General features: G+C 63.9%; 19 protein-coding genes. 1 reads left to right on the forward strand and 18 read right to left on the reverse strand.

What is annotated here, in order from left to right:
- Positions 1 to 271 precede the first annotated feature (271 nt).
- The 14 genes from ACK28C_RS00930 to ACK28C_RS00995 all read right to left on the reverse strand — a co-directional run bounded on the left by ACK28C_RS00930 (position 272) and on the right by ACK28C_RS00995 (position 14,851).
- Positions 272 to 841 (reverse strand): CD3072 family TudS-related putative desulfidase, encoded by a 570-nt coding sequence (locus tag ACK28C_RS00930; protein ID WP_243440550.1) that lies wholly within the window; start codon positions 839 to 841, stop codon positions 272 to 274.
- 72 nt (positions 842 to 913) lie between these two features.
- Positions 914 to 2,215 (reverse strand): ABC transporter substrate-binding protein, encoded by a 1,302-nt coding sequence (locus ACK28C_RS00935; RefSeq protein WP_015555947.1) that lies wholly within the window; start codon positions 2,213 to 2,215, stop codon positions 914 to 916.
- A gap of 67 nt (positions 2,216 to 2,282) precedes the next feature.
- The gene (locus ACK28C_RS00940) at positions 2,283 to 3,092 is read right to left on the reverse strand and encodes a carbohydrate ABC transporter permease (RefSeq protein ID WP_208872540.1); all 810 of its coding nucleotides are present in this window, start codon (positions 3,090 to 3,092) and stop codon (positions 2,283 to 2,285) included.
- Position 3,093: 1 nt separating this feature from the next.
- Entirely contained in the window at positions 3,094 to 3,978 is an 885-nt protein-coding gene (locus ACK28C_RS00945) for a carbohydrate ABC transporter permease (RefSeq protein WP_015555946.1), read from the reverse strand.
- Complete coding sequence (locus tag ACK28C_RS00950) at positions 3,975 to 5,015, reverse strand: ABC transporter ATP-binding protein (protein ID WP_243440549.1); 1,041 nt, start codon at positions 5,013 to 5,015, stop codon at positions 3,975 to 3,977. The genes ACK28C_RS00945 and ACK28C_RS00950 overlap by 4 nt, the downstream gene beginning before the upstream one ends.
- Positions 5,016 to 5,705: 690 nt before the next feature.
- On the reverse strand, positions 5,706 to 6,299 hold the full coding sequence (yedF, locus tag ACK28C_RS00955; RefSeq protein WP_015555945.1) for a sulfurtransferase-like selenium metabolism protein YedF: 594 nt from the start codon (positions 6,297 to 6,299) through the stop codon (positions 5,706 to 5,708).
- Positions 6,300 to 6,358: 59 nt separating this feature from the next.
- The gene (locus ACK28C_RS00960; RefSeq protein WP_015555944.1) at positions 6,359 to 7,120 is read right to left on the reverse strand and encodes a LamB/YcsF family protein; all 762 of its coding nucleotides are present in this window, start codon (positions 7,118 to 7,120) and stop codon (positions 6,359 to 6,361) included.
- A 19-nt stretch (positions 7,121 to 7,139) separates the two neighbouring features.
- Entirely contained in the window at positions 7,140 to 8,210 is a 1,071-nt protein-coding gene (locus ACK28C_RS00965; protein WP_015555943.1) for a biotin-dependent carboxyltransferase family protein, read from the reverse strand.
- Complete coding sequence (gene pxpB / locus ACK28C_RS00970; protein ID WP_015555942.1) at positions 8,207 to 8,938, reverse strand: 5-oxoprolinase subunit PxpB; 732 nt, start codon at positions 8,936 to 8,938, stop codon at positions 8,207 to 8,209. Before pxpB ends, ACK28C_RS00965 begins: the two co-directional genes overlap by 4 nt.
- Before the next feature lie 67 nt (positions 8,939 to 9,005).
- On the reverse strand, positions 9,006 to 10,211 hold the full coding sequence (locus ACK28C_RS00975; protein ID WP_015555941.1) for an NRAMP family divalent metal transporter: 1,206 nt from the start codon (positions 10,209 to 10,211) through the stop codon (positions 9,006 to 9,008).
- 55 nt (positions 10,212 to 10,266) lie between these two features.
- Positions 10,267 to 11,067 (reverse strand): putative hydro-lyase, encoded by an 801-nt coding sequence (locus tag ACK28C_RS00980; protein ID WP_015555940.1) that lies wholly within the window; start codon positions 11,065 to 11,067, stop codon positions 10,267 to 10,269.
- A gap of 615 nt (positions 11,068 to 11,682) precedes the next feature.
- A complete protein-coding gene (locus tag ACK28C_RS00985) occupies positions 11,683 to 13,539 on the reverse strand; it encodes a TRAP transporter permease (RefSeq protein ID WP_409152328.1) in 1,857 nt (618 codons plus the stop codon).
- A 53-nt stretch (positions 13,540 to 13,592) separates the two neighbouring features.
- Positions 13,593 to 14,546, reverse strand: coding sequence for a TAXI family TRAP transporter solute-binding subunit (locus tag ACK28C_RS00990; protein WP_409152329.1), 954 nt, complete (start codon positions 14,544 to 14,546; stop codon positions 13,593 to 13,595).
- A gap of 17 nt (positions 14,547 to 14,563) precedes the next feature.
- Complete coding sequence (locus tag ACK28C_RS00995; protein ID WP_409152330.1) at positions 14,564 to 14,851, reverse strand: hypothetical protein; 288 nt, start codon at positions 14,849 to 14,851, stop codon at positions 14,564 to 14,566.
- A 1,079-nt stretch (positions 14,852 to 15,930) separates the two neighbouring features.
- On the opposite strand from ACK28C_RS00995, the gene ACK28C_RS01000 reads away from it, so the two are divergent.
- A complete protein-coding gene (locus ACK28C_RS01000; RefSeq protein WP_409152331.1) occupies positions 15,931 to 16,941 on the forward strand; it encodes a hypothetical protein in 1,011 nt (336 codons plus the stop codon).
- Positions 16,942 to 17,167: 226 nt separating this feature from the next.
- On the opposite strand, the gene ACK28C_RS01005 is transcribed toward ACK28C_RS01000, so the two are convergent.
- From ACK28C_RS01005 to ACK28C_RS01020, 4 genes are all read right to left on the reverse strand, one after another.
- The gene (locus tag ACK28C_RS01005; RefSeq protein ID WP_015555938.1) at positions 17,168 to 18,586 is read right to left on the reverse strand and encodes an aminopeptidase; all 1,419 of its coding nucleotides are present in this window, start codon (positions 18,584 to 18,586) and stop codon (positions 17,168 to 17,170) included.
- Between the two features lie 71 nt (positions 18,587 to 18,657).
- Complete coding sequence (locus ACK28C_RS01010; RefSeq protein WP_015555937.1) at positions 18,658 to 19,659, reverse strand: ABC transporter ATP-binding protein; 1,002 nt, start codon at positions 19,657 to 19,659, stop codon at positions 18,658 to 18,660.
- Positions 19,656 to 20,642: an ABC transporter ATP-binding protein gene (locus ACK28C_RS01015; RefSeq protein WP_015555936.1), complete on the reverse strand. Its 987-nt coding sequence runs from the start codon at positions 20,640 to 20,642 to the stop codon at positions 19,656 to 19,658. Before ACK28C_RS01015 ends, ACK28C_RS01010 begins: the two co-directional genes overlap by 4 nt.
- Positions 20,643 to 20,652: 10 nt before the next feature.
- Positions 20,653 to 21,549: an ABC transporter permease gene (locus ACK28C_RS01020; RefSeq protein ID WP_015555935.1), complete on the reverse strand. Its 897-nt coding sequence runs from the start codon at positions 21,547 to 21,549 to the stop codon at positions 20,653 to 20,655.
- Between the last annotated feature and the right edge of the window lie 5 nt (positions 21,550 to 21,554).

Consider the following 21,554-nt stretch of genomic DNA (forward strand, 5'->3'; position numbering starts at 1 on the left):
CGGGCTTATACCAATTCGCGTTTAATATGGATTGCCTCCCCTGAAAGGGGAGGTGGTTCGCGTCAGCGAACCGGAGGGGTTGTTTCTCAGGCTCAACACCCCCCAGCCCCTTCGGGGCAGCCCCCCTTGCAGGGGGGCCTTTCTTGCCCTTTAGACGCAAATTGGTATTAGGCACTTTCCACGACACACCGAATGACTCCGGCCAGAGGACGACGGGGCTGAAGAGCGTTGATCTGCATGGGGACGGGGGAGAGACGGGGTCGCCAAGCTCTCAGCTGCCGCATGGCCTCGCAGAGCCGCCGCGCAGCCCCTTCAGGAGCTCTTTCCAGGACAGCGCCTCCTGAATCCCCTCGTCGATCCCGACCGCTGGAATGGAAAGCCCCCGGCTCTGCAGCATCGACGTCAGGCACTCCATGAATACCCCCCTCCCATCGACGCAGGAAAAACTCGGCAGCGAAGGCATCGAGGCGATCTCCCCGCCCTTATATCCGGCGCAGGTCCGATCGACGCCGCAGGAGGGGCTGCCGTCAACGCCAACGATCCCCAGGACCTCATAGCCGTTGCGCAGATAGTCCTCCATCTGGTCCACGACATCCTCCAAAAGGGAACGGCAGTGCTTGCGGTAACAGGGAACGTCGTACTGTTCCCGCGTCATGCCCCATCGGCGGCAACCCCCGAAGGTCTGTTCCGGACAGGGCAACTGCACGATGCCAACGCCATCCTGCAAGAGCCCCTCGAGAACTCCGGGGATCGCCCCCCGAGTCTGGGCGGCGCCGGCGATTTTGGCGTTGGGGTTCAGGATGCAGTGCGCCAGCAGCACCATGGTTCTGCCCCTCTTCACGGTTCTTCTCCCTCCCTTCGCCTAGATTTCAAGGGCCCGTTCCACCGGTCCCCGGCCACAGACCCCACCCGGCTAGTTGAAGCTCTTGCGGCTCTCCTGGATCTCCTTCCAGGCCTGATCCGCCGCCTTGTCCAATGCCTCCTTCACGGGGACGTTCTCGAGGAGAATGGCGTCCAGAGCCTTCGACATGTTGTCGTGAATCGCGTAGCCGTTCAGGATTTTCGGGTCGCTGAACCCGTACTTGAACGAGGGCAGGATCGCCAGCTTCGCAGGGTTTTCCTTCTCCGCGAACTCGTGGAACTCCCTGCTGTTGAGGACCTTCCAGCTCAGCGGCAGGCAGCCCGAACGGGTCCCCCAGAGGCTCTGAATCTCCGGCGTGAGGAAGAACCTGAGGAAGCGGAAGGCGTCACGCCGCTCGATCTCCGGCACGGTGTTGAAGATCGCCACGTTCGTCCCCGTAAACATGCAGGCCTTGCGCACACCCTTCGGCAGCTCGACGGAACCGAACTCGACGCCGTTTGCGGCGCAGAGCTCGATGATGTTCGGGAGCTGCGACATGTAGGTGATGCCCATGGCGGCCTCGCCTCGACCGAAGGGGCCGAACATGTATTTTTCCTCGCGTATGATCTTGGCGTGCCCCTTTCGGATCATGGAAACCAGGAATTCATACGCCTTGACGCCCGGCTCCTCGTTGAAGGTGATCCGGTCCGCCGCCTCGTCGTAGATGTGACCGCCGGCCTGTTCAACCCAGAAACTGCCGTCGATGGCCACGGAGTTGTTCAGGGCCAGCCCAACGACGTCCTTGTCCCCCACCTTCCCGGTCAGCGCCTCGGCGGCTGCGCTCAGCTCCTCCCACGTCGCTGGCGGGGTAATGCCCTTGTCCGCCAACATCTTCTTGTTGTAGAAGAGCAGGAAGCCCTCCTTGTTGAAGGGCAGGGCGTAGTGCTTGCCATCCCAGACGCTCCCGTCGCGGAGAAACGCCGGAATGTCCGCCCAGGCCTCCTCTGAGAAGCCGTTTCCGGCATCGAAGAGCATCGGTTCCATCGGGTCCACGAACCCGTTCTTCACGTAGGAGATCAGGCGGTTGTTGTAGATCATGGCCAAATGAGGAAGGCTCCCCGCCTTGGCTGCGCCCTCCAGCTTGGCGAACAGATCACGGTAATGCCCCTGATAGACCAACTCCACGGCGCAGTCCTCGTTCGCCTGATTGAAACGATTCACGATCTCCTCGAGCGCTTCTGCGTTGGCACCGGTCATGACGTGCCAGAACTGGAGCTTCCTGGCCTCCGCAGAGGCGGGAAGGGCAGAGGCAACAAGCAATCCGGCCAGCACGGAACCGAGAATTCCCCTCAAGAGCGCGCGTGCATGAAACATGACAAAACCTCCCAACATAGTATTTTAATATCAACCAATCGTATGGATAGCGCTGTTTCCAATGGACTTAGCCCTTCAGTCCGGCCCCGGACAGGGTCCGAACGAGGTGTTTCTGCAACAGGAGGTACAGGGCAATCACGGGCAGGATGATGATCGTCGCCGTAGCCATCAGGAGGTGGTAGCGAATCCCCGCCTCGTTGGTGAACACGGAGAGCGCCACGGGAAGGGTGCGCATCTCCGGGCGGTGGGTCACGATCAAGGGCCACAAAAATTCGTTCCAGCTGTTGATGACGCGCAGAAGCCCGATCGTCACCAAGGCAGGCTTCGCGGCGGGGACCATGATCTGGAACAGGAAGCGGAGGTCCGAGCACCCATCTGCACGGGCCGCGTTGTAGAGCGATTCGGGGATCGTGAGGAAGTACTGACGCAGCAAAAAAACGGAAAACGCGCTGACGGTCCAGGGCAGGATCAACGCCGTGTAGCTGTTGACCAGCCCCATGCGGGAGAGGGTGACGTAGTTGGCGATGAGGAGGGCTTCCTCCGGAACGATCATCGTTCCGACGCAGAGGGCAAAGAGGAGGTCGCGCCCCCTGAAGCGGAGGCGGGAGAAGGCGAAAGCTCCCATGATCGTGGTCAGGAGGGTTCCAACCGTCACGCAGACCGTCACGATGACGCTGTTGACGACGTAGCGGACAAGGGGAATCTCGCGCGCCACCTCCGCGTAGTTGCCCCACCGAGGGGCCGCGGGAACGAACGTCATGGGAATGGCAAACGCCTCCGCCCCGGACTTCAGGGACGTGGAGATCATCCACAGGAACGGGAGCAGCGTGGTCCCGCACCCCAGAAGCAGCAGGAGGTAGAGCGCCGATCGTCTCAATCTACTTTCCCCTCCCGTAATGGATTACCCGGCGGGCAAGCCTGAACTGAATCAGGTTGAACAGCGTGATGAAGCCGAACAACAGCAGGACCGCCGCCGAGGCGATGCCGTAGTGATGTTGGTTATAGAACTTCTCATAGATGTAGTAGACCAGCGTCATGCCGCAGTTGGAGGGTCCCGGAGTGCTCCTGAAGAGGATGAAGGGGAGGTCGAAGACCTTGAAGCAGTTGATGGCGCTGATCACGCAGACGAAGAACAGCGTGGGCGACAGGAGGGGCAGGGTGATGAAGAAGGTCCGCCTCCAAAACCCCGCGCCGTCCACGGCAGCCGAACGGTTGTACTGGGCGTCGATGGTCTGCAGCCCCGTCAGGAAGATCAGGACGTTATACCCGGCGCTCTTCCAGACCCCCAAGATCACCAGGGAGACGCGCGCCCACCGGGGGTCCCGAAGCCAGGGGATCGGGTCGAGGCCGACCCCCTGCAGCATGGCGTTCAAAAGGCCGTGGTCGAGGTGGAATATCCAGTTCCACACCAGCGCGATCGCCACCGTAGAGGTGACGAAGGGCAGGAAGTAGATCGTCTGAAACAGCCTTTTGAACGGCCCGATGGCGTTCAGCGCAAGGGCAAGTGCCAGTCCGATTCCGACGGAGAGAGGCAGGGTCCAGGCCGTGTAGAAGAACGTGTTGTCCAGCGACCGCCAGAATTCCGGGTCGTTCCAAAGATAGGCGTAGTTGTCCAGGCCCCGCTCGAAGACCAGGTCGCGAAAGTAGTTGTAGCGGGTGTAAAAGCTCATATCGACCGTGCGAAGCGCAGGCCAGACCGTAAAGAGCCCCAACAGGATCAGAAGGGGCAAGAGCCAGAGCATCCCTGCGGCAAAACGCTTCATCGTGCAGCCTTCTCCACGGAGGGGGCCGGCAGCGCATCGACCCTCAGCCCGGATTCAGCGTCGAAGACGTGGAGCGCGTTCTCATTGAAGCGCAGCGGCGCCCACGACCCCACCTCAGGCAGGGCCTCTCCGGACGTCAGGAGGCGCAGAGGCCGATCCCAGGCGACGACTCGCACCAACCAGTCCCGGCCCAGGAGCTCCCGCCCCACAACCCGAGCTTGAAAATGCGCGTCCGCTCGAGAGGCCAGGCTCAACCCCTCGCAGCGCACCACCGCCTTCACCGCAAGGCCGGCCCCCACCGGACAGGCAACCCGCAGGGCTCCGTCGAAGAGCGCCAGAGCCCCTCCCATTCCCACGCCATCGAGGACGTTGACGGGAGGGTTGCCAAAGAACGAGGCCGTGAAGAAGTTCTCCGGGGACCTGTAGAGCGCCTCGGGGGACCCGATCTGCTGGACCCTCCCGTCGCACAGAAGGATGACGCGGCTGGAGAGGCTCAGGGCTTCCTCCTGGTCGTGGGTCACGAAGATCGTGGTGATCCCGGTCCTGGATTGAATCCTGAGTATCTCCTCCCGCATCTCTATCCGGAGCCCCGCGTCGAGGTTCGACAGAGGCTCGTCCATCAAGAGCAGGGCAGGCTGCTTCACCAGGGCGCGCGAGATCGCCACCCGCTGCTGCTGGCCGCCCGACATCTCCGCCGGCTTTTTGTCCAGGACGTCCTCGATGCGGGTCAGGGCCGCCACGTCGCGGATTTTGGAATCCCTGGCCGCCCGGCCCTCTCCCCTGGCCCTGAGAGGAAAGGCGATGTTGTCATAAGCCGTCATGTGCGGATAGAGGGCGTAGTTCTGAAACACCATCCCGATGTTGCGCTCCTGGGGCTTCAAGTGGGCGACAGGCCGGTCGTCGAAGGCGATCTCGCCGCCCTGAGGGGCAATAAACCCTGCAAGGGCGTTGAGCACTGTGGTCTTGCCACACCCACTGGGGCCCAACAGGCTGACGAACTCACCGGAAGAGGCCTCGAAACTCAGCCGATCGACCACCCGGCGTCCTCCATATCCCAAAGAAAGATCGCGCACCGACAGCTTCAAAAACCCGTCCCCCCTCCAGCAATCAAAACGCATCCACCACGGGAACCCGCAGGGGACCCGGCCCCACCGGCTTCCCGCAGCCCGTTCCGAACCTCCTGAACAAGGCGCCGCCAACGCTCCCCCGCAAAACAGGGGGAACGTCCGCCCGACGCGCACGACGAAAAGGAGGAGGATATCCCCTCCTCCGCCGAAGATGTAGGGCCCAGAGCACGCAACAGGCACGACGACGTTCAGGCCGTTCGGCCCGAACCGTCCTCTGCCAGTAGGTCGTTCAGATCAGCAGGTTAAAAATTCCGAGAACGTCGGGGACGCGCGTTCCAGGCGAACGAAGAACCGGACAGGTCGTTCAGGATGCAACCCGTGCAAGGCATTGCGTCGCGTCACGTGAATGTCGCAGTCATGTCCCGTTCGCCCCTCTCCCCGTTTTCGTATGGAAGGAATAAGGTATCGTTTCAGCGGAGCAACTCCGCCCTTATGGAGCAGTATAACAGAAATTCTTGGAATTGAGAATGGCCAGGAGCTGGCGCGGGGCCACTGGAGAGCCGCATCGGGAACCGGTGCGGCCCCCTCGCCCACGCAGCAGAGCTTTCCCGAGGGGCGCGAGAGCCGGCGCCTCGACGCGCGCCCTTCGGTCGGCGTTCGCTAGACGCTCAGGATCCTGTCCGCGCCCGTAACGGCCTCAAGGATCTCGAACATGTTGGAGACCGTCCCCACGCCGACTTGCTCGGTGATCCCGAAGTGGTTCGTGCAGGTCCCGCACACCAGGACCCGCGTGCCCGCCTTTTCCAGGTCCTTCAGGTGATCGCAGGTGGAGGCCTCAGGCAGGGCCAGTTTGACCCCCTCGTTCATGAGGGCCAGCACCGCGGGCGGCGTGCCCAGCTTCGAGAGCGTGCCCATAAAGCCCTTGATCAGGACCTCGCCCAGCTCCTTGTCCTCGCGCCCCAGGGTCTTGCCCGTGACCAGGACGGCGAGGCGGGCACCGCTCTGCGGGCAGGAAGCCGAAGCGGGGGCTGTGGCAGCGGCCGCACCATCTCTCCGGCCGGTCAGCCTGAACTCGCCAGCATTCTCCCGACGCTCCACCTGGAACCCCTGCCCCTCCAGAAGTCGGGTGACGTTCGAGGCGGCGACGGCGTTGTCCACCAGGACCTCCAGCTCCGTCGCTCCCTTCTCCAGCGCCGCCTTCGTCATAATGACCGGCTCCGGACAGGCCTTCCCCATAGCGTTGATTGTGATCATAAAAGAGTCCCTCCTAAAAAGTCGTGTTTCCTTAATTATACCGCCCACTCCCCGCATCCCTACTTCAGGGGGGCGATCTCGATGCCAGCCTCCTCCAGGCGGGCGCGGAGCGTCCGCGCCATCTGCACGGCCGTTGGGGAGTCGCCATGCAGGCAGATGGACTGGGGTTTCAGCCTGACCACCGTTCCGTCGACGGCCTCCACCACCCCCTCCTTCACCATGCGGATTACGCGCCTGGCCGCGACCTCCACGTCCTTGACGAAGGCCCCCTCCATCCTGCGCGGCACCAGGGAGCCGTCGTTCATGTAGCCCCGGTCCGCGAAGGCCTCCGCCGCGTAGGGGATGCCCAGCTTCTCCGCCGCCTCGTCGAATTTGGACCCCGCCAGCCCCATGAGGATGATGCCGTCCCCAGCGTCCTTCACGGCCTGGGCGATGGCCATGGCCTCTTCCAGCTTCTTGGCCGCGCTGTTGTACATGGCGCCGTGGGGCTTCACGTGCTGGAGCTTCAGCCCACCGGCCTCACAAAAGGCCTTCAGGGCCCCCACCTGATACAGCACGTCCGTGTACAGCTCGTCCGCCGAGCAGACCATGCCGCGTCGGCCAAAGCCCACCACGTCCGGGTAACCTGGGTGGGCCCCCACGGCCACGCCGGCAGCCCTGGCCGCAGCCACCGTGTTCTTCATCACCAGCGGGTCGCCCGCGTGGAACCCGCAGGCCACGTTGGCGGATGAGACGAAGGTCAGCACGTCCTCGTCCATGCCCATCTTCCAGGCGCCAAAGCTCTCGCCCAGGTCGCTGTTCAAATCCACCTTGTAAGGCATCAGGTCATCACTCCTCTACTCAGGAAAGTCTCTCCCAGGTGACGGTGTGTTCCACCCCGTCCACCCGCACCTTCATGGCCCCGGACGCCCTCCTCCCCAGCCCACGGAACGCCTTCGCCGAGGCGCCCGCAGCCGCAGTCACGTGCTCTTGAAGCGCCTTCAGCGCCGCCGCCTCCCGCCTGGATATCTCGATGCCCTCCTCCTGAGATATCTGCGTGAAGCGCACCGCTGCGCCGGGGACGCGCTGGCTCAGGCGGGCCACGTCAAAGGCGTGGACCACGCCAATCTTGACGTACCCCCCCGTGGTCTGGCGGTCCGCCATCATCACGATGGGGAGGCCCTGCCCGGGGATCTGCACCGCCCCCATGGGAATGCCGTCCGAAACGATGTCCGGGCCCTTCACGTGCTCGATGACGGCGTCCCCCTCCATGCGATACCCCATGCGGTCCGCCGAGGCGGCCACCTTGTACTCCGCCTCGAAGAAGGTCTTGACGCCATCGGGTTTGACGTAGGAATCCTGCGGCCCCAGGACCGTCCGCAGCGGGGCCTTTGGCGCGTAGTCGGGGCGCAGGTCCTCCGGACAGCCGACTCCCGCCGTGTAACGCCACAGGACCCAGGGCTCCCCCACCGGCAGCGCGTCCCCCGCCGCCAGCTTACGTCCCTCGAAGCCTCCGGTGCCGGCCTTCATGTAGGTGCTGCGGCTCCCCATCACCAGGGGGACGTCAATCCCGCCGGCCACGCAGAGGTAGGCACGGCACCCCTTGCCGGTCATGCCGCCGAAGGACAGGACGTCGCCCTCCCGGACCGCCACGATCGTCCAGTTGGGAACAGGCACGCCATTCAGCCTGGGAGAAAGGTCTCCGCCCGTGATGGCGACAGCCCCCTCGCCCTCCTCAAAGAGGACCGTAGGCCCCATCAGGGTGACCTCAAGGGCCGCAGCCCCCGCCGGGTTTCCCAGCAGCAGGTTGCCTCGGGCCAGAGCAGGCGCATCCATGGCGCCACTGACGGGCATTCCAAGCGCCTGGTGTCCCCAGCGGCCGAGGTCCTGCACGGTGGTCAGCGTCCCCGGTTTCTGAATCACAAGCCTCATCTCGCCGCCCCCTTCTCACGGTACTCAATTCTGTAGGTGCCGCTTTTGGCCTCCGCCTCAATCTCCCGATAGCGCTCCATGGTCACCGGATAGAAATGGACCCACATTCCAGCCTGGATGGCCACGGCGGGTTCACGACCGGCGTCGTAAAGGTCGTAGGGCACGCGACCGATGATACGCCAGCCACCGGGGCTCGCGATGGAGTAGGCTCCGGCCTGGGCGCCTCCAATGGCCACGCTGTTGGCCGGAATGAGCTCCCGAGGCGTCTTGAGCCGTGGTGTCTCCAGCGAAGGGTCCATGCCCCCCAGGTAGGGGAAGCCAGGGGTGAAGCCGTTCATGAAACAATAGAGGGGCGACTCGCTGTAGCGCCGCACCACCTCGTCCTCGCTGAGGCCTGTGTGCGCTGCCACCTCGCCCAGGTCCGGACCGAACTCGCCGCCGAAGAACACGGGAACGCACACCTCCGTGGTGCTGGCCGAGTCCGCGGGGCCGGCGCCCTCAAGCTCCTGCTCCAGGCGCTTCTTCAGCGCCGGCAGGTCCACGGTAAGCGGGTCAAAGTACACGGAAAGGGAGCGATAGGTGGGCACAAGCTCCTTCATCCCCTTGAAGGGACGATCCAGCAGCGCCCGCTTGATGGCCTGGACGTGCCTGTTGATCTCCATGTCGATCTTCTCGCCGAAGTCCACGAACAGACACGTCTCCCCCGCCGGAAGAATCTTTGCGTCCATGTCAGTCACCTCCAGATGAGGTCACACATGGGGGAGGGTCGGAAACGCGCCCTTCCCCATGCATCAATTAGCTGTTGAAGATCTTCATGATGTTGGGGAGCGCCTGGACGCCCATCCACAGCGTGAAGGCCACCACAGCCCAGCCGGTGAGGGTGAGGAGGATGGAGTGGCGGTAGGGGCCCACAACTTCCTTCTTGTATGCGCCCAGCAGGATGGAGCCCAGGGCCAGAGGCAGGATGAGGCCGTTGATGGTCCCGGCCAGAATAAGAAGCGCCACGGGCCTGGCCACCAGGACGTTGACGGCCGTGGAGACGCAGATGAAGCCGATCATCCACCAGCGGTAGTTCCGGTCAATGACCTTGAAGAGCGTCCGAAGGAAGGAGACGGAGGTGTAGGAGGCGCCGATGACGGAGGTGACGCCAGCCGCCCACAAGACGACGCCAAACATCCGCCGCCCGATCTCGCCGGCGCCTCTGAAGAACGCATCCGCCGCCGGGTTGTTCTTGTCCAGCGCGACGGCATCCTCTCCAGCCACAACGTACACCACGCCTAGGACCGCGAGGAAAAGCAGGACGCGCATGACCGAGGTGACGAGGATCCCATTGACCGCCGCCCTGGTGGCGTCCTTCACGTCTCTGATGCCGGCATCCAGCAGGCGGTGCGCGCCTGAGAAGGAAATGTACCCGCCCACCGTGCCGCCGATGAGGGTCAGGATCACCATCCAGTCGATCGTGCCGGGGGCAAGGGTCTCCTTGACCACCACGTCAAGGGGCGGCGCGGCCTTCACGGCCACGTAGCACATCAGGGCGATCATCAGGACGCCCAGGAACTGAGTGAAGTAGTCCATGGCCTTGCCCAGGTCCTTGTTCAGGTAGATGAAGATGGCGATGGCCGCGCTGATCACTGCGCCGTAATGCAGCGGAAGGCCCAGCACCGTGTTGAGGCCCAGGGCTGCGCCGCCCACGTTGCCCACATTGAAGGCGAGCCCGCCCAGGGCCACCGCAAAGGCCAGGAAGTAGCCCAGCCCCGGCAGGACCCTGTTGGCCACGTCCTGGGCCCGGAGGCCGGAGACGCAGAGGATGCGCCAGATGTTGAGCTGTACGATGGCCGTCACGACGATGGTGGCGAGGATGGCGAAGCCTGCCGCGGCCAGAAGCTGCTGGGTGAACACCGTCGTCTGAGTGAGGAATCCCGGCCCGATGGCCGAGGTGGCCATGAGGAAAGCTGCGCCCAACAGGACCTGCATCGTCCCCTTCTTGCTCTTCTGTTCCATATGCTGACCTCCTAAATATAGGGTATGCGCAAACGACCGGAGCCGTCCCGCTCTCCTAGAACACGGCGTAGTCGCTATCCATGGGGTCGGCGATGAACATGTGCCCCGGTGAATGGGTGATGGCAAACTCCGGACAGGCCGCCATGATGGCCGCCTGGGGCGTCACGCCGCAGGCCCAGAAAACGGGGGTCTCCCCCCTGCGGATATCCACTGCGTCGCCGAAATCCGGCTTCGTAACGTCGGCAATGCCGATGGCTGCGGGGTCACCGATGTGGATGGGAGCGCCGTGGACGGAGGGGAAGCGTCCCGTGCAGAGCACGGCCTTGGGGACCTGAGCGTGGGGGATGGGGCGCATGGAGACCACCATGGGGCCCTTCAACTGCCCCGCCGGGCGGCACTGGAGGTTCGTGATGTACATGGGGACGTTGCAGTCGCACTCAATGTGGCGAACGCCGATCCCCGCCTGGAGCAGCGCCCCCTCAAAGGAGAAGGAGCACCCCACCAGGAAGCCCACCAGGTCCCTCTTCCAGTACTTCGTCACGTCCGTGGGTTCGTCCACGCACTTCCCCTTCTCCCACACGCGGTAGCGCGGGATGTCCGTGGCGATGTTCGCCCCCGGCGCAATGAGGCGCGGCTCCGTCTCTCCGGGCTCCGTCACGTCCAGGATGGGACAGGGCTTTGGGTTTCTCTGGGCGAAGACCAGAAAATCGTAGGCAAGGTCCCTGGGCAGCACCACCAGGTTAGCCTGTACGTGTCCGGCACACATACCGGAGGTGGGCCGATCCCACTTGCCTTCACGGATCATCCGCCGCACCTCGCGGGGGCTGGCGCCCGCATAGTCGCTCATCTTTGCCATTTCCTTCAAGACCTCCGTTCCTGGATTGATCGAGCAGACACCTGGATTCACCATCTAAAAGGCGACAACAGGGGGATGAACGAAGAAAAAAGGCCCCTATTGAGAGACGGCCAACGAGCGCAGTGAGTTGTGCCGGGTCGCTCAGGAGCTTCATCAAGATGGCAGCCATTCGCGGCAGGTGAATTTTTACGAGCGCAAAGAGCGAGGAAGACGACCACCCGGAGTCCGCCCCTTCCTCTAAACATTCTGCCGGGAGGGTATGGGCTGTCATCATTCTATAGCAACAGAGCGGGAAAGTACACCGGGTCTTCACATCGGTCGGAGCATATCGGTCAGGCTGCTTCCATCGAACTTCAATCGAAAGAAGTCGAGCAGAGGCTCTACATCGGAGACCGGGAGGCCGGCGCCATTCCGGGCAAACCGGGGGCCCTGGTCGATCGCAGGCCCTGTCTCCGCCGCACGTTAAAAACCTTGCCCGTGGATTGGGAATCAAAATCCGGCTGGCCCCCCCGAGTAACACTCGAACGCCTGCCGGATTGAGTTATTCACGAAACAAGTTCTTAGTTCGACTTCAAATTACCACCGCGCCAAGGAAACCGGATACGACGAGAACCTTCATTTACGCACCCCACTTTCTTTGACGAAAAAACTCCCGCCCCAGCGGGCCGCACTGCCAAGCCCCAACGACGCCAGGATTCCGGCAAGCCGTAAAGGGGTATATGGGACGAAGCACAACGCCCCCGCAGCGAGGGCCACGATGCGCAGGGGAACGCTCAGGCGCACCCCCCACCACCCCTGCAGGGCCGCGGCAAAGGCGACGATGCCGACGGCCGCTCCCACCGAGACCTCCAGGACGGAGAGCGGAGAGCCCCCCTCCATGAGAATCGCTGGGTTGTAGATGAAGAGGTAGGGGAGCAGGAAGGAGGTGAGCGCGAAGAGCAGCGCACGGATTCCCGTGCCGGCCGCGTTCGCTCCGGCTATCCCCGCCGCCGTGAAGGAGGCCAGGCAGACCGGAGGGCTGATGTCCGCCATGATTCCGAAGTAGAAGACGAACATGTGGGCGGAGAGGGGCGGCACGCCCATCTTGACGAGGGCGGGAACGACCACCGTGCTGGTCACGATGTAGTTGGCCGTCGTGGGGAGCCCCATGCCGAGGAGAAGGCAGGCCCCCATGGCCAGAAAGAGGGTGGGCAGCAGGGCTCCGCCGGCAAGGTCCAGGATGTTGTCGGAGAGCGTCGGGCCCAGGGCAGTCAAGGAGCTTCCCCCGACGACGAACCCGACGACGGCGCAGGCGATGCCCGTTCCGACCGCGCCCCGCGCCCCGTCCGCAAGGGCCTTGACGACGAGCCGCGGCCCCATGCGGGTGTGACGTCTCAGCCCGGCGACGCCGACCATCACGAGGATGCCCCAGAACGCCGCCTTGAGCGGCGTGTAGGCGCGCATCAGCATGACGACGATCAGGAGGAGCGGCAGCAGGAGGTGCCCGTCGTCCCTCAGGACCTCCCGGACTCCGGGGGCATCCCCGCCCAACCCCTTCAGGCCGGCCCTGCGGGCCCTGAGGTGGACGTTCAGGAAGAGGCCCGCATAATAGAGCAGGGCGGGGACGATCGCAGCCGACAGGATTCGGGCGTAGGGGACGTTCAGAAACTCGCTCATCACGAAGGCGCCGGCCCCCATGATCGGGGGCATGAGCTGTCCCCCCGTGGAGGCGCAGGCCTCGATGGCACCGGCCTCCTCGGGCGTGTAGCCGGCCTTCTTCATCAAGGGAATGGTGAAGGCTCCGGTGGTGGCTACGTTGGCGATGGAGGAGCCGTTGATCGTCCCCAGCAGTCCCGAGGCGACGATGGCCACCTTGGCGGGGCCGCCCGGGCTCCTTCCCGTCAGCGAGAGGGCCAGGTTGTTGAAGAACCGGGCCCCTCCGCTGCCGGACAGGAAGGCGCCGAACAGGATGAACAGGAAGATGAACGTGGAGGAGACCCCGACCGCCACGCCGAAGACGCCCTCCGTCGTCAGGTATAGGTGCTGGACGATTCGCTCCAGGGAGTAGCCCCGATGCATGAAGATCGACGGGGCGTAGCGCCCGTAACGGCAGTAGAGCAAAAAGGCCAGGCCCAACAGGGGCAGCGTCCGCCCCAGGACGCGCCGTCCCGCCTCCAGGACGGCGATCAGGGTGAGGGTTCCCAGGACGAGCTCGTACGGCAGGACCTTGCCGCCCCGCAGGGCGATGGCGTCGGAGAAGAGGGCGATGTACCCCGTCCCGGCGATGGAGCAGAGGACCAGGAGCGCATCGATCCAGCGCCATCTCCTCAGCGGGTGCAGCAGAAAGACCAGGACCAGGACGAACCCGACGTGGACCGCACGCTGGACGGGCGTCTGGAGGAGGTCGATCCCTGCGGTGTAGAGGTGGAACAGGGACATGGCGACGCAGAGCGCGAACGCCGCGTTCGTCCTGATTTTGTCGATGAAGGGCACCCTGAGGGGCGAAGGGGGATCCTCAGGCCCCTCTGAGGTAAACAACGCCATTGTTATCGCAGGATCCCGTTCTCTTTGTAGTAGCGCAACGCCCCCGGGTGCACGGGAATGCCGACGTGGGCGATGGACTCGGGATTCATGGCCGACATCCGCGCGCTGACGGCGACGAGGTCCTCCTTGTGCTCGAAAAGGGCCTTGGTCATCCGATAGACGAGCTCGTCGTCCAGCTTCTCGTGCACGGCCAGGATATTGGGGCTGCTGAAGGTCCCGATGGCCTTCGCCTGGTTTTTGTAAGTCCCCTCGGGAATCGTCAGAGGGCTGAAGTAGGGCGTCTCCTTGCAGATATTCTCGACGACGTCCTGTGGGATGGCGACGAGGTAAGCCGTTCCCAGCGTGGTCGTCTCCATGGCGCTGGCGATCCCGATGGCCCCGATGGTGACGGAGGCGTCGATGCGCTTGTCCGCGAACGCGGCGACCACGTCCGCGTGCCCCAGGTTCTCCGGGACGATGTCCTTTTCGGGATCGAGCCCGGCCAGGTGCAGGAGCTGGAAGGCCGTCAGCATGGTGCTGCCGCCCACGGCTCCCACAGCGACGCGCTTGCCCTTGAGGTCCTGAAGGGTTTCGATGCCGCTGTCCCGGGCCGCGAGCAGGTGGATGGCCTCGGGATAGAGGGGCACGGCGGCGCGCAGGAAGGACTGCGGCTTGCCCTCGTAGCTCTTGAGCCCGTTATAGGCGTCGTAGTAGAGGCCGTCGGCGAAGGCGGCTTCGGCCTCTCCATCGGCGAGCAGCTGGATGTTGTTCATGGTCCCCCCGGAGGACTGGGCGCTCGCCTTGAGCCCCTCGATGTTGTCCGTCCAGATTTTGGCCATCGCAGAGCCCACGGGATAGTAGGTGCCGCCGGTCGGCCCCGTTGTGACGTTGACGAACTGGACGGCCGCGGCGCCCGAAGCGCACAGGAACAGGGTAAGGAGCGTCAGGGAAAGGAACGAGATCACAGATTTTTTCATGCAGATTTCCTCCTCATTCATAACTGAGCTGGGACAGATACGTAAAGAATATTCGCTCGAGACAGGCTACCGATGGTACTCGGCAAAAGACTTCTCCATCCGGCCGTAGACCTCGGGTCCTCGTCGTAGTATTCCGCCTTGGCCATCGCCAAAAAGGCGCCGGACGGACCGCAGCGAGGGGAGAAAAAGGCCGGGCTGGCCGCCACGGTGGCCAGCCCGGCCTCGACGAAGTAGCGCAGCATCAGGACCCCGTGCTTTAGGTTCAGGAGGTCGTAGGCCGCACCCATGTTCCAGTCATTTTTCACCAGTCGTCACCCCTGCCCTTATCCGACAAAAAGCACAAGGAGCACAGAACGCCCGTCGGGCGCTCTGCGCAACCTCAAAGACGCCCCATGGACGACGACGTCCGTCGGGCCTCTTGCGTTTATCTCAGTGCAGCAAAAAAGGGAATGTCGTCAGCTAGGCCAACGCAGGAACAGAAAAGATGGAAAGAAGTGTCTCCGAAGTGGGGCAGGCGCCCCAACGAGCCTCAGCCCCGAAGCGGGGTCAAGACCGTCAAGACAAAAGACGGGAGAGCCCGGATCCTTCCATGCGCGGCCGCGTGACGACGTAATGCACCCCGTGCACCGTCCGCAGCGGCTCACGTCATCGCACAACGCATGGCAATCCTCCTCCCCCAACACAACAATCCAGCATAACAATCCTTTAACGTCTGAATCACCGTCATTCTAGCAAAGGGCCTGCGAGGCTGTCAAGGGCAACGCCGCCATGGCCATCGCTCATTAAATTAAGGACAAACCGGTCGCTTTTCAAGCTCCCCTGAAAGGGGAACTGTCGAGTCCCGAAGGGGCTGGGACTGACGGCCCGTGAGCGGTAGCGAACGGCTGCCGGAAGGCTCCCCGAAGGGGAGGGGTAGAGGTGGCGAGTGTTTTTCATAAGACGCGCCTGTCTGACATTCCCCGCCAACGCCTCCACAAGGCAATCCATTGCCTTGCTTCGGCACAGCCGACCGACCGGCCGCCGCAATCGTTGACGCGATTGCATAAGCTGCGTCGTCTGGCCGAGCTATGGAAGTCCCCCGGACTTCCTTCGCCCTCAGCCGACCGACCGGCCGCCGCAATCCTCCCGAAAGATCGGCTTGCGTGAGGCCGGTCGTCTGGCTGAACCCCTCCGGTTCGCTGACGCGAACCACCTCCCCTTTCAGGGGAGGCAAGGCAAGCAGAGCGCGCTTTTGGGCCCCCCTGAAAGGGGGGCTGGCGAGCCCCGAAGGGGCGAGACTGAGGGGTTGTTTTTGAGCCCCTTTCTGATCAAACTCTCCTGAGCTCTGCTATACTGGTACAGGGAAAGCCTGAGTGCGCGGCAAATCACGAAACGAGGTGACGCCATGAGCGGGAAGAAAAAAGACCCATCGGAGAAGGCCGCCAAGGAACCGCGACGCGATGACTTACTCTGGAAAGATATTCTAAACCGATTCTTCGTCCCCATGCTTCATTCCCTGCTGCCCGACCTGGCCAGGGACCTCGACGAGAAACGGGACGTCGTTTTCCTCGATAAGGAATTGCGCCGGCTGGCCCGCTTTACCCAAAGGTCGGAGGGCGGCGAGCCGGACGGGAACCGATTCGTGGACCTCCTGGCGAACGTCCCCCTTCGCACCCAGGAAGACGCCTGGGTCCTCCTTCACGTGGAGGTGCAGGGCCGTGGCGGGAACGAGGACTTCCCCCTGCGGATGCACCGCTACCGCGGCCTCCTGGAGGGACGTTACCGAAGACACGTCAGCGCCCTGGCCCTCCTCATCGAGCCCCTGTCGGAGGCGCAGTCCTGTGGGGTCTATTCCTGGGAGGGCTACGGTACGCGGGTGAAGTACGAGTTTCCCGTGTTCAAGCTCTACGAAGGGGACGAGGAGGCCCTGAAGGCGAGCGACAACCCCTTCGACTGGGCGCACCTGGCTGGCTTGAGGGCGTGGAAGAGCCGGGCCAGCGAGCCGAGGAAGCTGAGCTATCTGAAGGAGATGCTGAAGCTCTTGGACGAGCGGGGTTGGCCCCACTCAGACAAGGCGCAACTTCTGGTGTTTATGGAGGGCGTCATTCACCTGACGGAGGACGAGAGCTCAAGGGAATACGAAGAGTGGGAAAATACTTTGGAAGAGGCGAAGGAGGCGGGACGGATGTACGTCAGCATCATGGAGCGTAAGGGTATTGAGAAGGGCAGGATAGAGGGCATCCAGCTGGGCGAGGCCAGGGGCATTAAGCTGGGAGAGGCAAGGGGCATTCAGCTGGGCAGGACGGAAACGGCGCAGAACCTGCTTCGGATGGGGCTGGACCTGACTAAAATCGCAGAGGCCACCGGACTGCCCCTGGATGAGCTGCAATCCTTAAAAAACGCAGGGCGGGCGTAAGCGCACAACAAACCTCGATGACGATCAACAGGAAGCAGGGTTGCCGAATTGATCCCAATGCGGCAACCCTGCTTATTTTCATCCACAAGCGATCCGCCATGCAGCGTCATTGTCTTTGAACCTCGCAGGCAATGGCTTATCGTCTGACAACTTAGGTTAACACTGTTTTTTCAAACAGTCCCTGACTGGTGCTATTCTTTATAACCGTAGATTGGGGACGCCCTCCTCACCGGTGCGCCCTGCACACGGCCTCCATGGCCTTGAAGGTCATGTAGCAGTCCAGCTTGGCCGCCACCTCAAAGGGCGCGTGCATGGAGAGCAGCGGGACGCCCGCGTCCAGCGTGTCGATGTTGCGGTTGGCCATGAAGAGCGCTACGGTACCGCCGCCCCCCGCGTCCACCTTGCCCATCTCCGACATCTGCCAGGTCACGCCGGCGTCGTCGAACCACCGCCGCACGGCGGCCACCGTCTCGGCCGAGGCGTCGGAGGCGCCGCTCTTGCCCCGCGCCCCGGTGTACTTGTTCAGGGCGATGCCGCGGTTGAAGCGGGCGGCGTTGCGCTTGTCGAACACGTCCGGGAAGTTGGGATCGAAGGCCGCCGTCACGTCCGCGGACAAGCAGAAGGAGCGTTCCAAACACGCCCGCAGCGGCACGTTCTGCGCCTGGCAGAGGTCCTCCATAAAGGTGTCGAAGGCGGCGGTGCGCATTCCACTCACGCCCACGGAGCCGATCTCCTCCTTGTCCGCCAGCACGCAGACGGCACTTCGCTCCGGGGCCGCGTCCAGGTCCAGGACGGCGCGCAGGGCGGCAAAGGCACAGACCCGGTCGTCGTGGCCGTAGGCCCCGATCATGCTGGCGTCCACCCCAACGTCCACGGCGTCAAAGGCGGGGACGGCCTCCAGTTCCGCCGAGATGAAGTCCTCCTCCGTGAAGCCGTACTTCTCGTAGAGCAGCTTCATCACGTTCAGCTTGACACGGTCCTTCGCCCCTTCCTCCCCCTCCTCGCCTCCGTTCCCGGAGAGCGGCTCACTGCCGATCAGCAGGTTCAGTTGTTCGCCCTTGATGCCCTCAGACAGGGGCTTCTTGTTCTGTTCAGCGCCAAGGTGCGGCAAGAGGTCGCTGATGACGAGGCGGGGTTCTCCGCGCTCCCCTCCCAGGGTCACGGAGAGCGTGCGCCCATCCTTCATGGCCACGACGCCGTGCAGCTCGAGGGGGATCGTCACCCACTGGTACTTCCGGATGCCGCCGTAATAGTGGGTCTTGAGGTAGGCCAGCTCGCTGTCCTCGTAGAGCGGGTTGGGCTTCAGGTCCAGCCGCGGGCTGTCGATGTGGGCCGCGGTCATCTGAACCCCTTCCTCAAGCCCAAGGCGGCCGACGACCGCCAGGATCAGCATCTTGCCGCGGTTGTTGAAGAACACCCGGTCCCCGGCCTCGAGCGCCATGCCCCGGACGTAGGGGCGGAAGCCCGCCGCCTCGGCCAGCCGCACGCTCTCCTGCACGCACTCGCGCTCCGTCTTCCCCGCGTCGAGAAAGGCCTTGTACGCCGTGCAGTAGGCGTTCATCCGCTCCCGCTCCTCCGCGCTCAGGCGCTCGTAGCCATTCTTTGGTTCGACGCAGACCTTCTTCTTCCATTCTTTGGCGTTCATGAAAAACCCTCCTTAAGTCGGAATTTCAAAAGGTATCCGGCGGAAGGACGGCGACGCCCTCCCGCCGGCAACTACCGGCAAAACAGGTGGCACTGCACGAAGCGGCCCGGCTCCACCTCCCGCTCCGGCGGCAGCTCGGCGCTGCAGACGGGCATGGCGTAGTCGCAGCGCGTGTGGAAGCAGCAGCCGGACGGCAGGTCCATCGCGCTGGGGATCTCCCCCTGGATGCCCGCGAACCGGTTCATGTTGTGTCCGGAGAGCGTGGGGATCGACGAGAACAGCGCCTTCGTGTAGGGGTGCATGGGGTTGGAGAAGATCTGGTCCCTGCTCCCCTTCTCCACGATGCGCCCCAGGTACATCACCCCCACCTCGTCCGAGATGTGCTTCACCACGGACAGGTTGTGGGCGATGAAGAGGTAGGAGAGGCGAAACTCCTCCTTCAGATCCATGAGCAGGTTGAGGATCTGCGCCTGGATCGACACGTCGAGGGCCGACACGGGCTCGTCCGCGACGATGAACTCCGGGTTCACCGCCAGCGCCCGCGCGATGCCGATCCTCTGGCGCTGCCCGCCGGAGAACTGGTGCGGGTAGCGCGAGGCCTGCTCCGGCCGGATGCCGACGCGCTCCAGGAGGGCAAGCACGCGCTCCCGCGCCTCGCGGCGGCCCGCGACGACGCCGTGGAACAGCATGGGCTCCGACAGGATGTCGAAGACGCTCTGGCGCGGGTCGAGCGACGCATAGGGGTCCTGAAAGATCATCTGGAGCTTCCGGCGCAGCGGCAGCATCCGACGCTCCGGCACGTGGGTGATGTCCTGCCCGCGGTAGGTCACCGTGCCCCCCTTGGGCTCCAGCAGGCGGATGATGCTCCGCGCCGCCGTGGACTTCCCGCAGCCGGACTCCCCCACCAGGCTGAACACGCGCCCCTCCGGCACGTCAAAGCTGATGCCGTTCACGGCGTGCACGACGCGCTTGCGTCGCACCACGCGGCCGCGCTCGAAGCGGATCTGGCTCAGGAACGAACGGTCCAGGTCAAAGCGCTGTTCCAGGCCCCGGACGGAAAGGATGGGGGTCATGATCTCACCTCGCGATGGATTGGAAAGTGACAGGCGACGCAGTGGCCGGGCTCGAGCTCCCGCAGGTCGGGCGCGGAGGTTCGGCACAGGTCCTGCGCCCGCTCACAGCGCGGGCTGAAGCGGCAGCCACGGGGCAGGTCGAACATGTTGGGCACGATGCCGGGGATGGTCTTGAAGCGCCCCTGTTCGCGATTCAGGTCCGGGATGGAGTCGATGAGGCCCAGGGTGTAGGGGTGGAGGCTCCCGTCGATCACGGCGCGGGCCGGCCCGCTCTCCACAATCCTGCCGCAGTACATCACGTTGATGCGGTCCGCGATCTCCGACACCACGGCCAGGTCGTGGGTGATGAGCATGAGGGAGCACCCCTCGGCGTGGATCAGGTCCGTCATGAGGCGCAGGATCTGGGCCTGCACCGTCACGTCCAGCGCCGTCGTGGGCTCGTCCGCGATGATGAGGCGCGGGCGCGCCGCAAGGGCGATGGCGATGACGACCCGCTGACGCATACCGCCCGAAAACTGATGGGGGTAGCTCCCCAGCCGCCCCTCCGGGTTCGAGATGCCGACGGACCGAAGGAGCTCCACACTGGCCCTGCGCCGGTCGGCCCGGCCCATGGAGGTGTGCAGCCGCAGGACCTCGTCGATCTGCTGGCCGATGGTGTACACGGGGTTGAGCGACGTCATGGCGTCCTGAAACACCATGGAGATGTCCTTGCCGCGCACGCGGTTCATCTCCCGCTCGGAGAGCTTCATCAGGTCGCGCCCCGCAAAGAGGACCTCTCCTGACTCGATCCTCCCCGGCTCGTCGATCAGCCGGATCACCGAGAAGCCCGTCACCGACTTGCCACCTCCCGACTCCCCCACCACGGCCAGGACCTCTCCGACGCGGATGTCGAAGGACACGTCGTCCACGGCCTTGACGACGCCTTTGAAGGTGTGGAACCACGTTCTCAGGCCTTTCACCTGCAGAAGCAAACGGTCATCCATGGCGCGCGCCTCACTTCAGCTTGGGGTTCATCTCGTCGCGCAGGAAATCGCCGAGAAGGTTGATGCCGAACACGATGATCATGATGTAGAGCCCCGGCAGGATGGACACCCACCACAGGCCGCTGTAGAGCACGGTGAAGCCGTTGTTGCAGAGCATCCCCAGGGAAGGGCGCGAGATCGGCACCCCCAGGCCCAGGAAGCTCAGCGTCGCCTCCGTCAGGATGAAGCCCCCCACCTGCATCGTGGAGAGGACGACGATGGAGGCGAAAACGTTGGGCAGCACGTGCCGGAACAGGATGCGCCAGTTCGGCAGGCCGATGACGTGGGCCGCCTCGATGTACTCGTTGCGCTTGACCGAGAGCGTCTCCCCCCGCACGGTGCGCGCGTAACGCACCCAGCCCACCAGCATGAGGGACAGGAGGATGTTCGCCACGCTCCGCCCCAGGATCGACATGAGGAAGAGCGCGATGAGCATGGAGGGGAACGACAGCTGAACGTCCGCGATGCGCATGATGAGGGCGTCCACCTTCCCGCCGAAGTAGCCGGAAGCCAGCCCCAGCACGATGCCGATGGCGCTGGCCATCAGGGTGCCCAGGAGGCCGATGACCAGGGACACCTGACTGCCGTAGACGATGGCGCTCACCATGTCACGCCCCTGCTGGTCCGTCCCCAGCAGGAACTTCGGGTCCCCGCCCTCCATCCAGAACGGCGGCTTGTAGGCGTCGGACAGCTGGAGCTCCGCCATGTTGTAGGGATCCTGAACCGTAAAGTACGGGCCGATCAGGGCCACCAGCAGCACGAGGACCACGATCAGCGCGCCGGCGACGGCCGCCGGCGAACGGCGAAAGTTGTAGAAGAACTCCGACTGAAAAAAGGCGCGGAGCCGGCCTTTCCTTGTCTCTGACATGCCCT

Source organism: Fretibacterium fastidiosum (genome assembly GCF_964642095.1).
GTDB classification, from domain to species: domain Bacteria; phylum Synergistota; class Synergistia; order Synergistales; family Aminobacteriaceae; genus Fretibacterium; species Fretibacterium fastidiosum.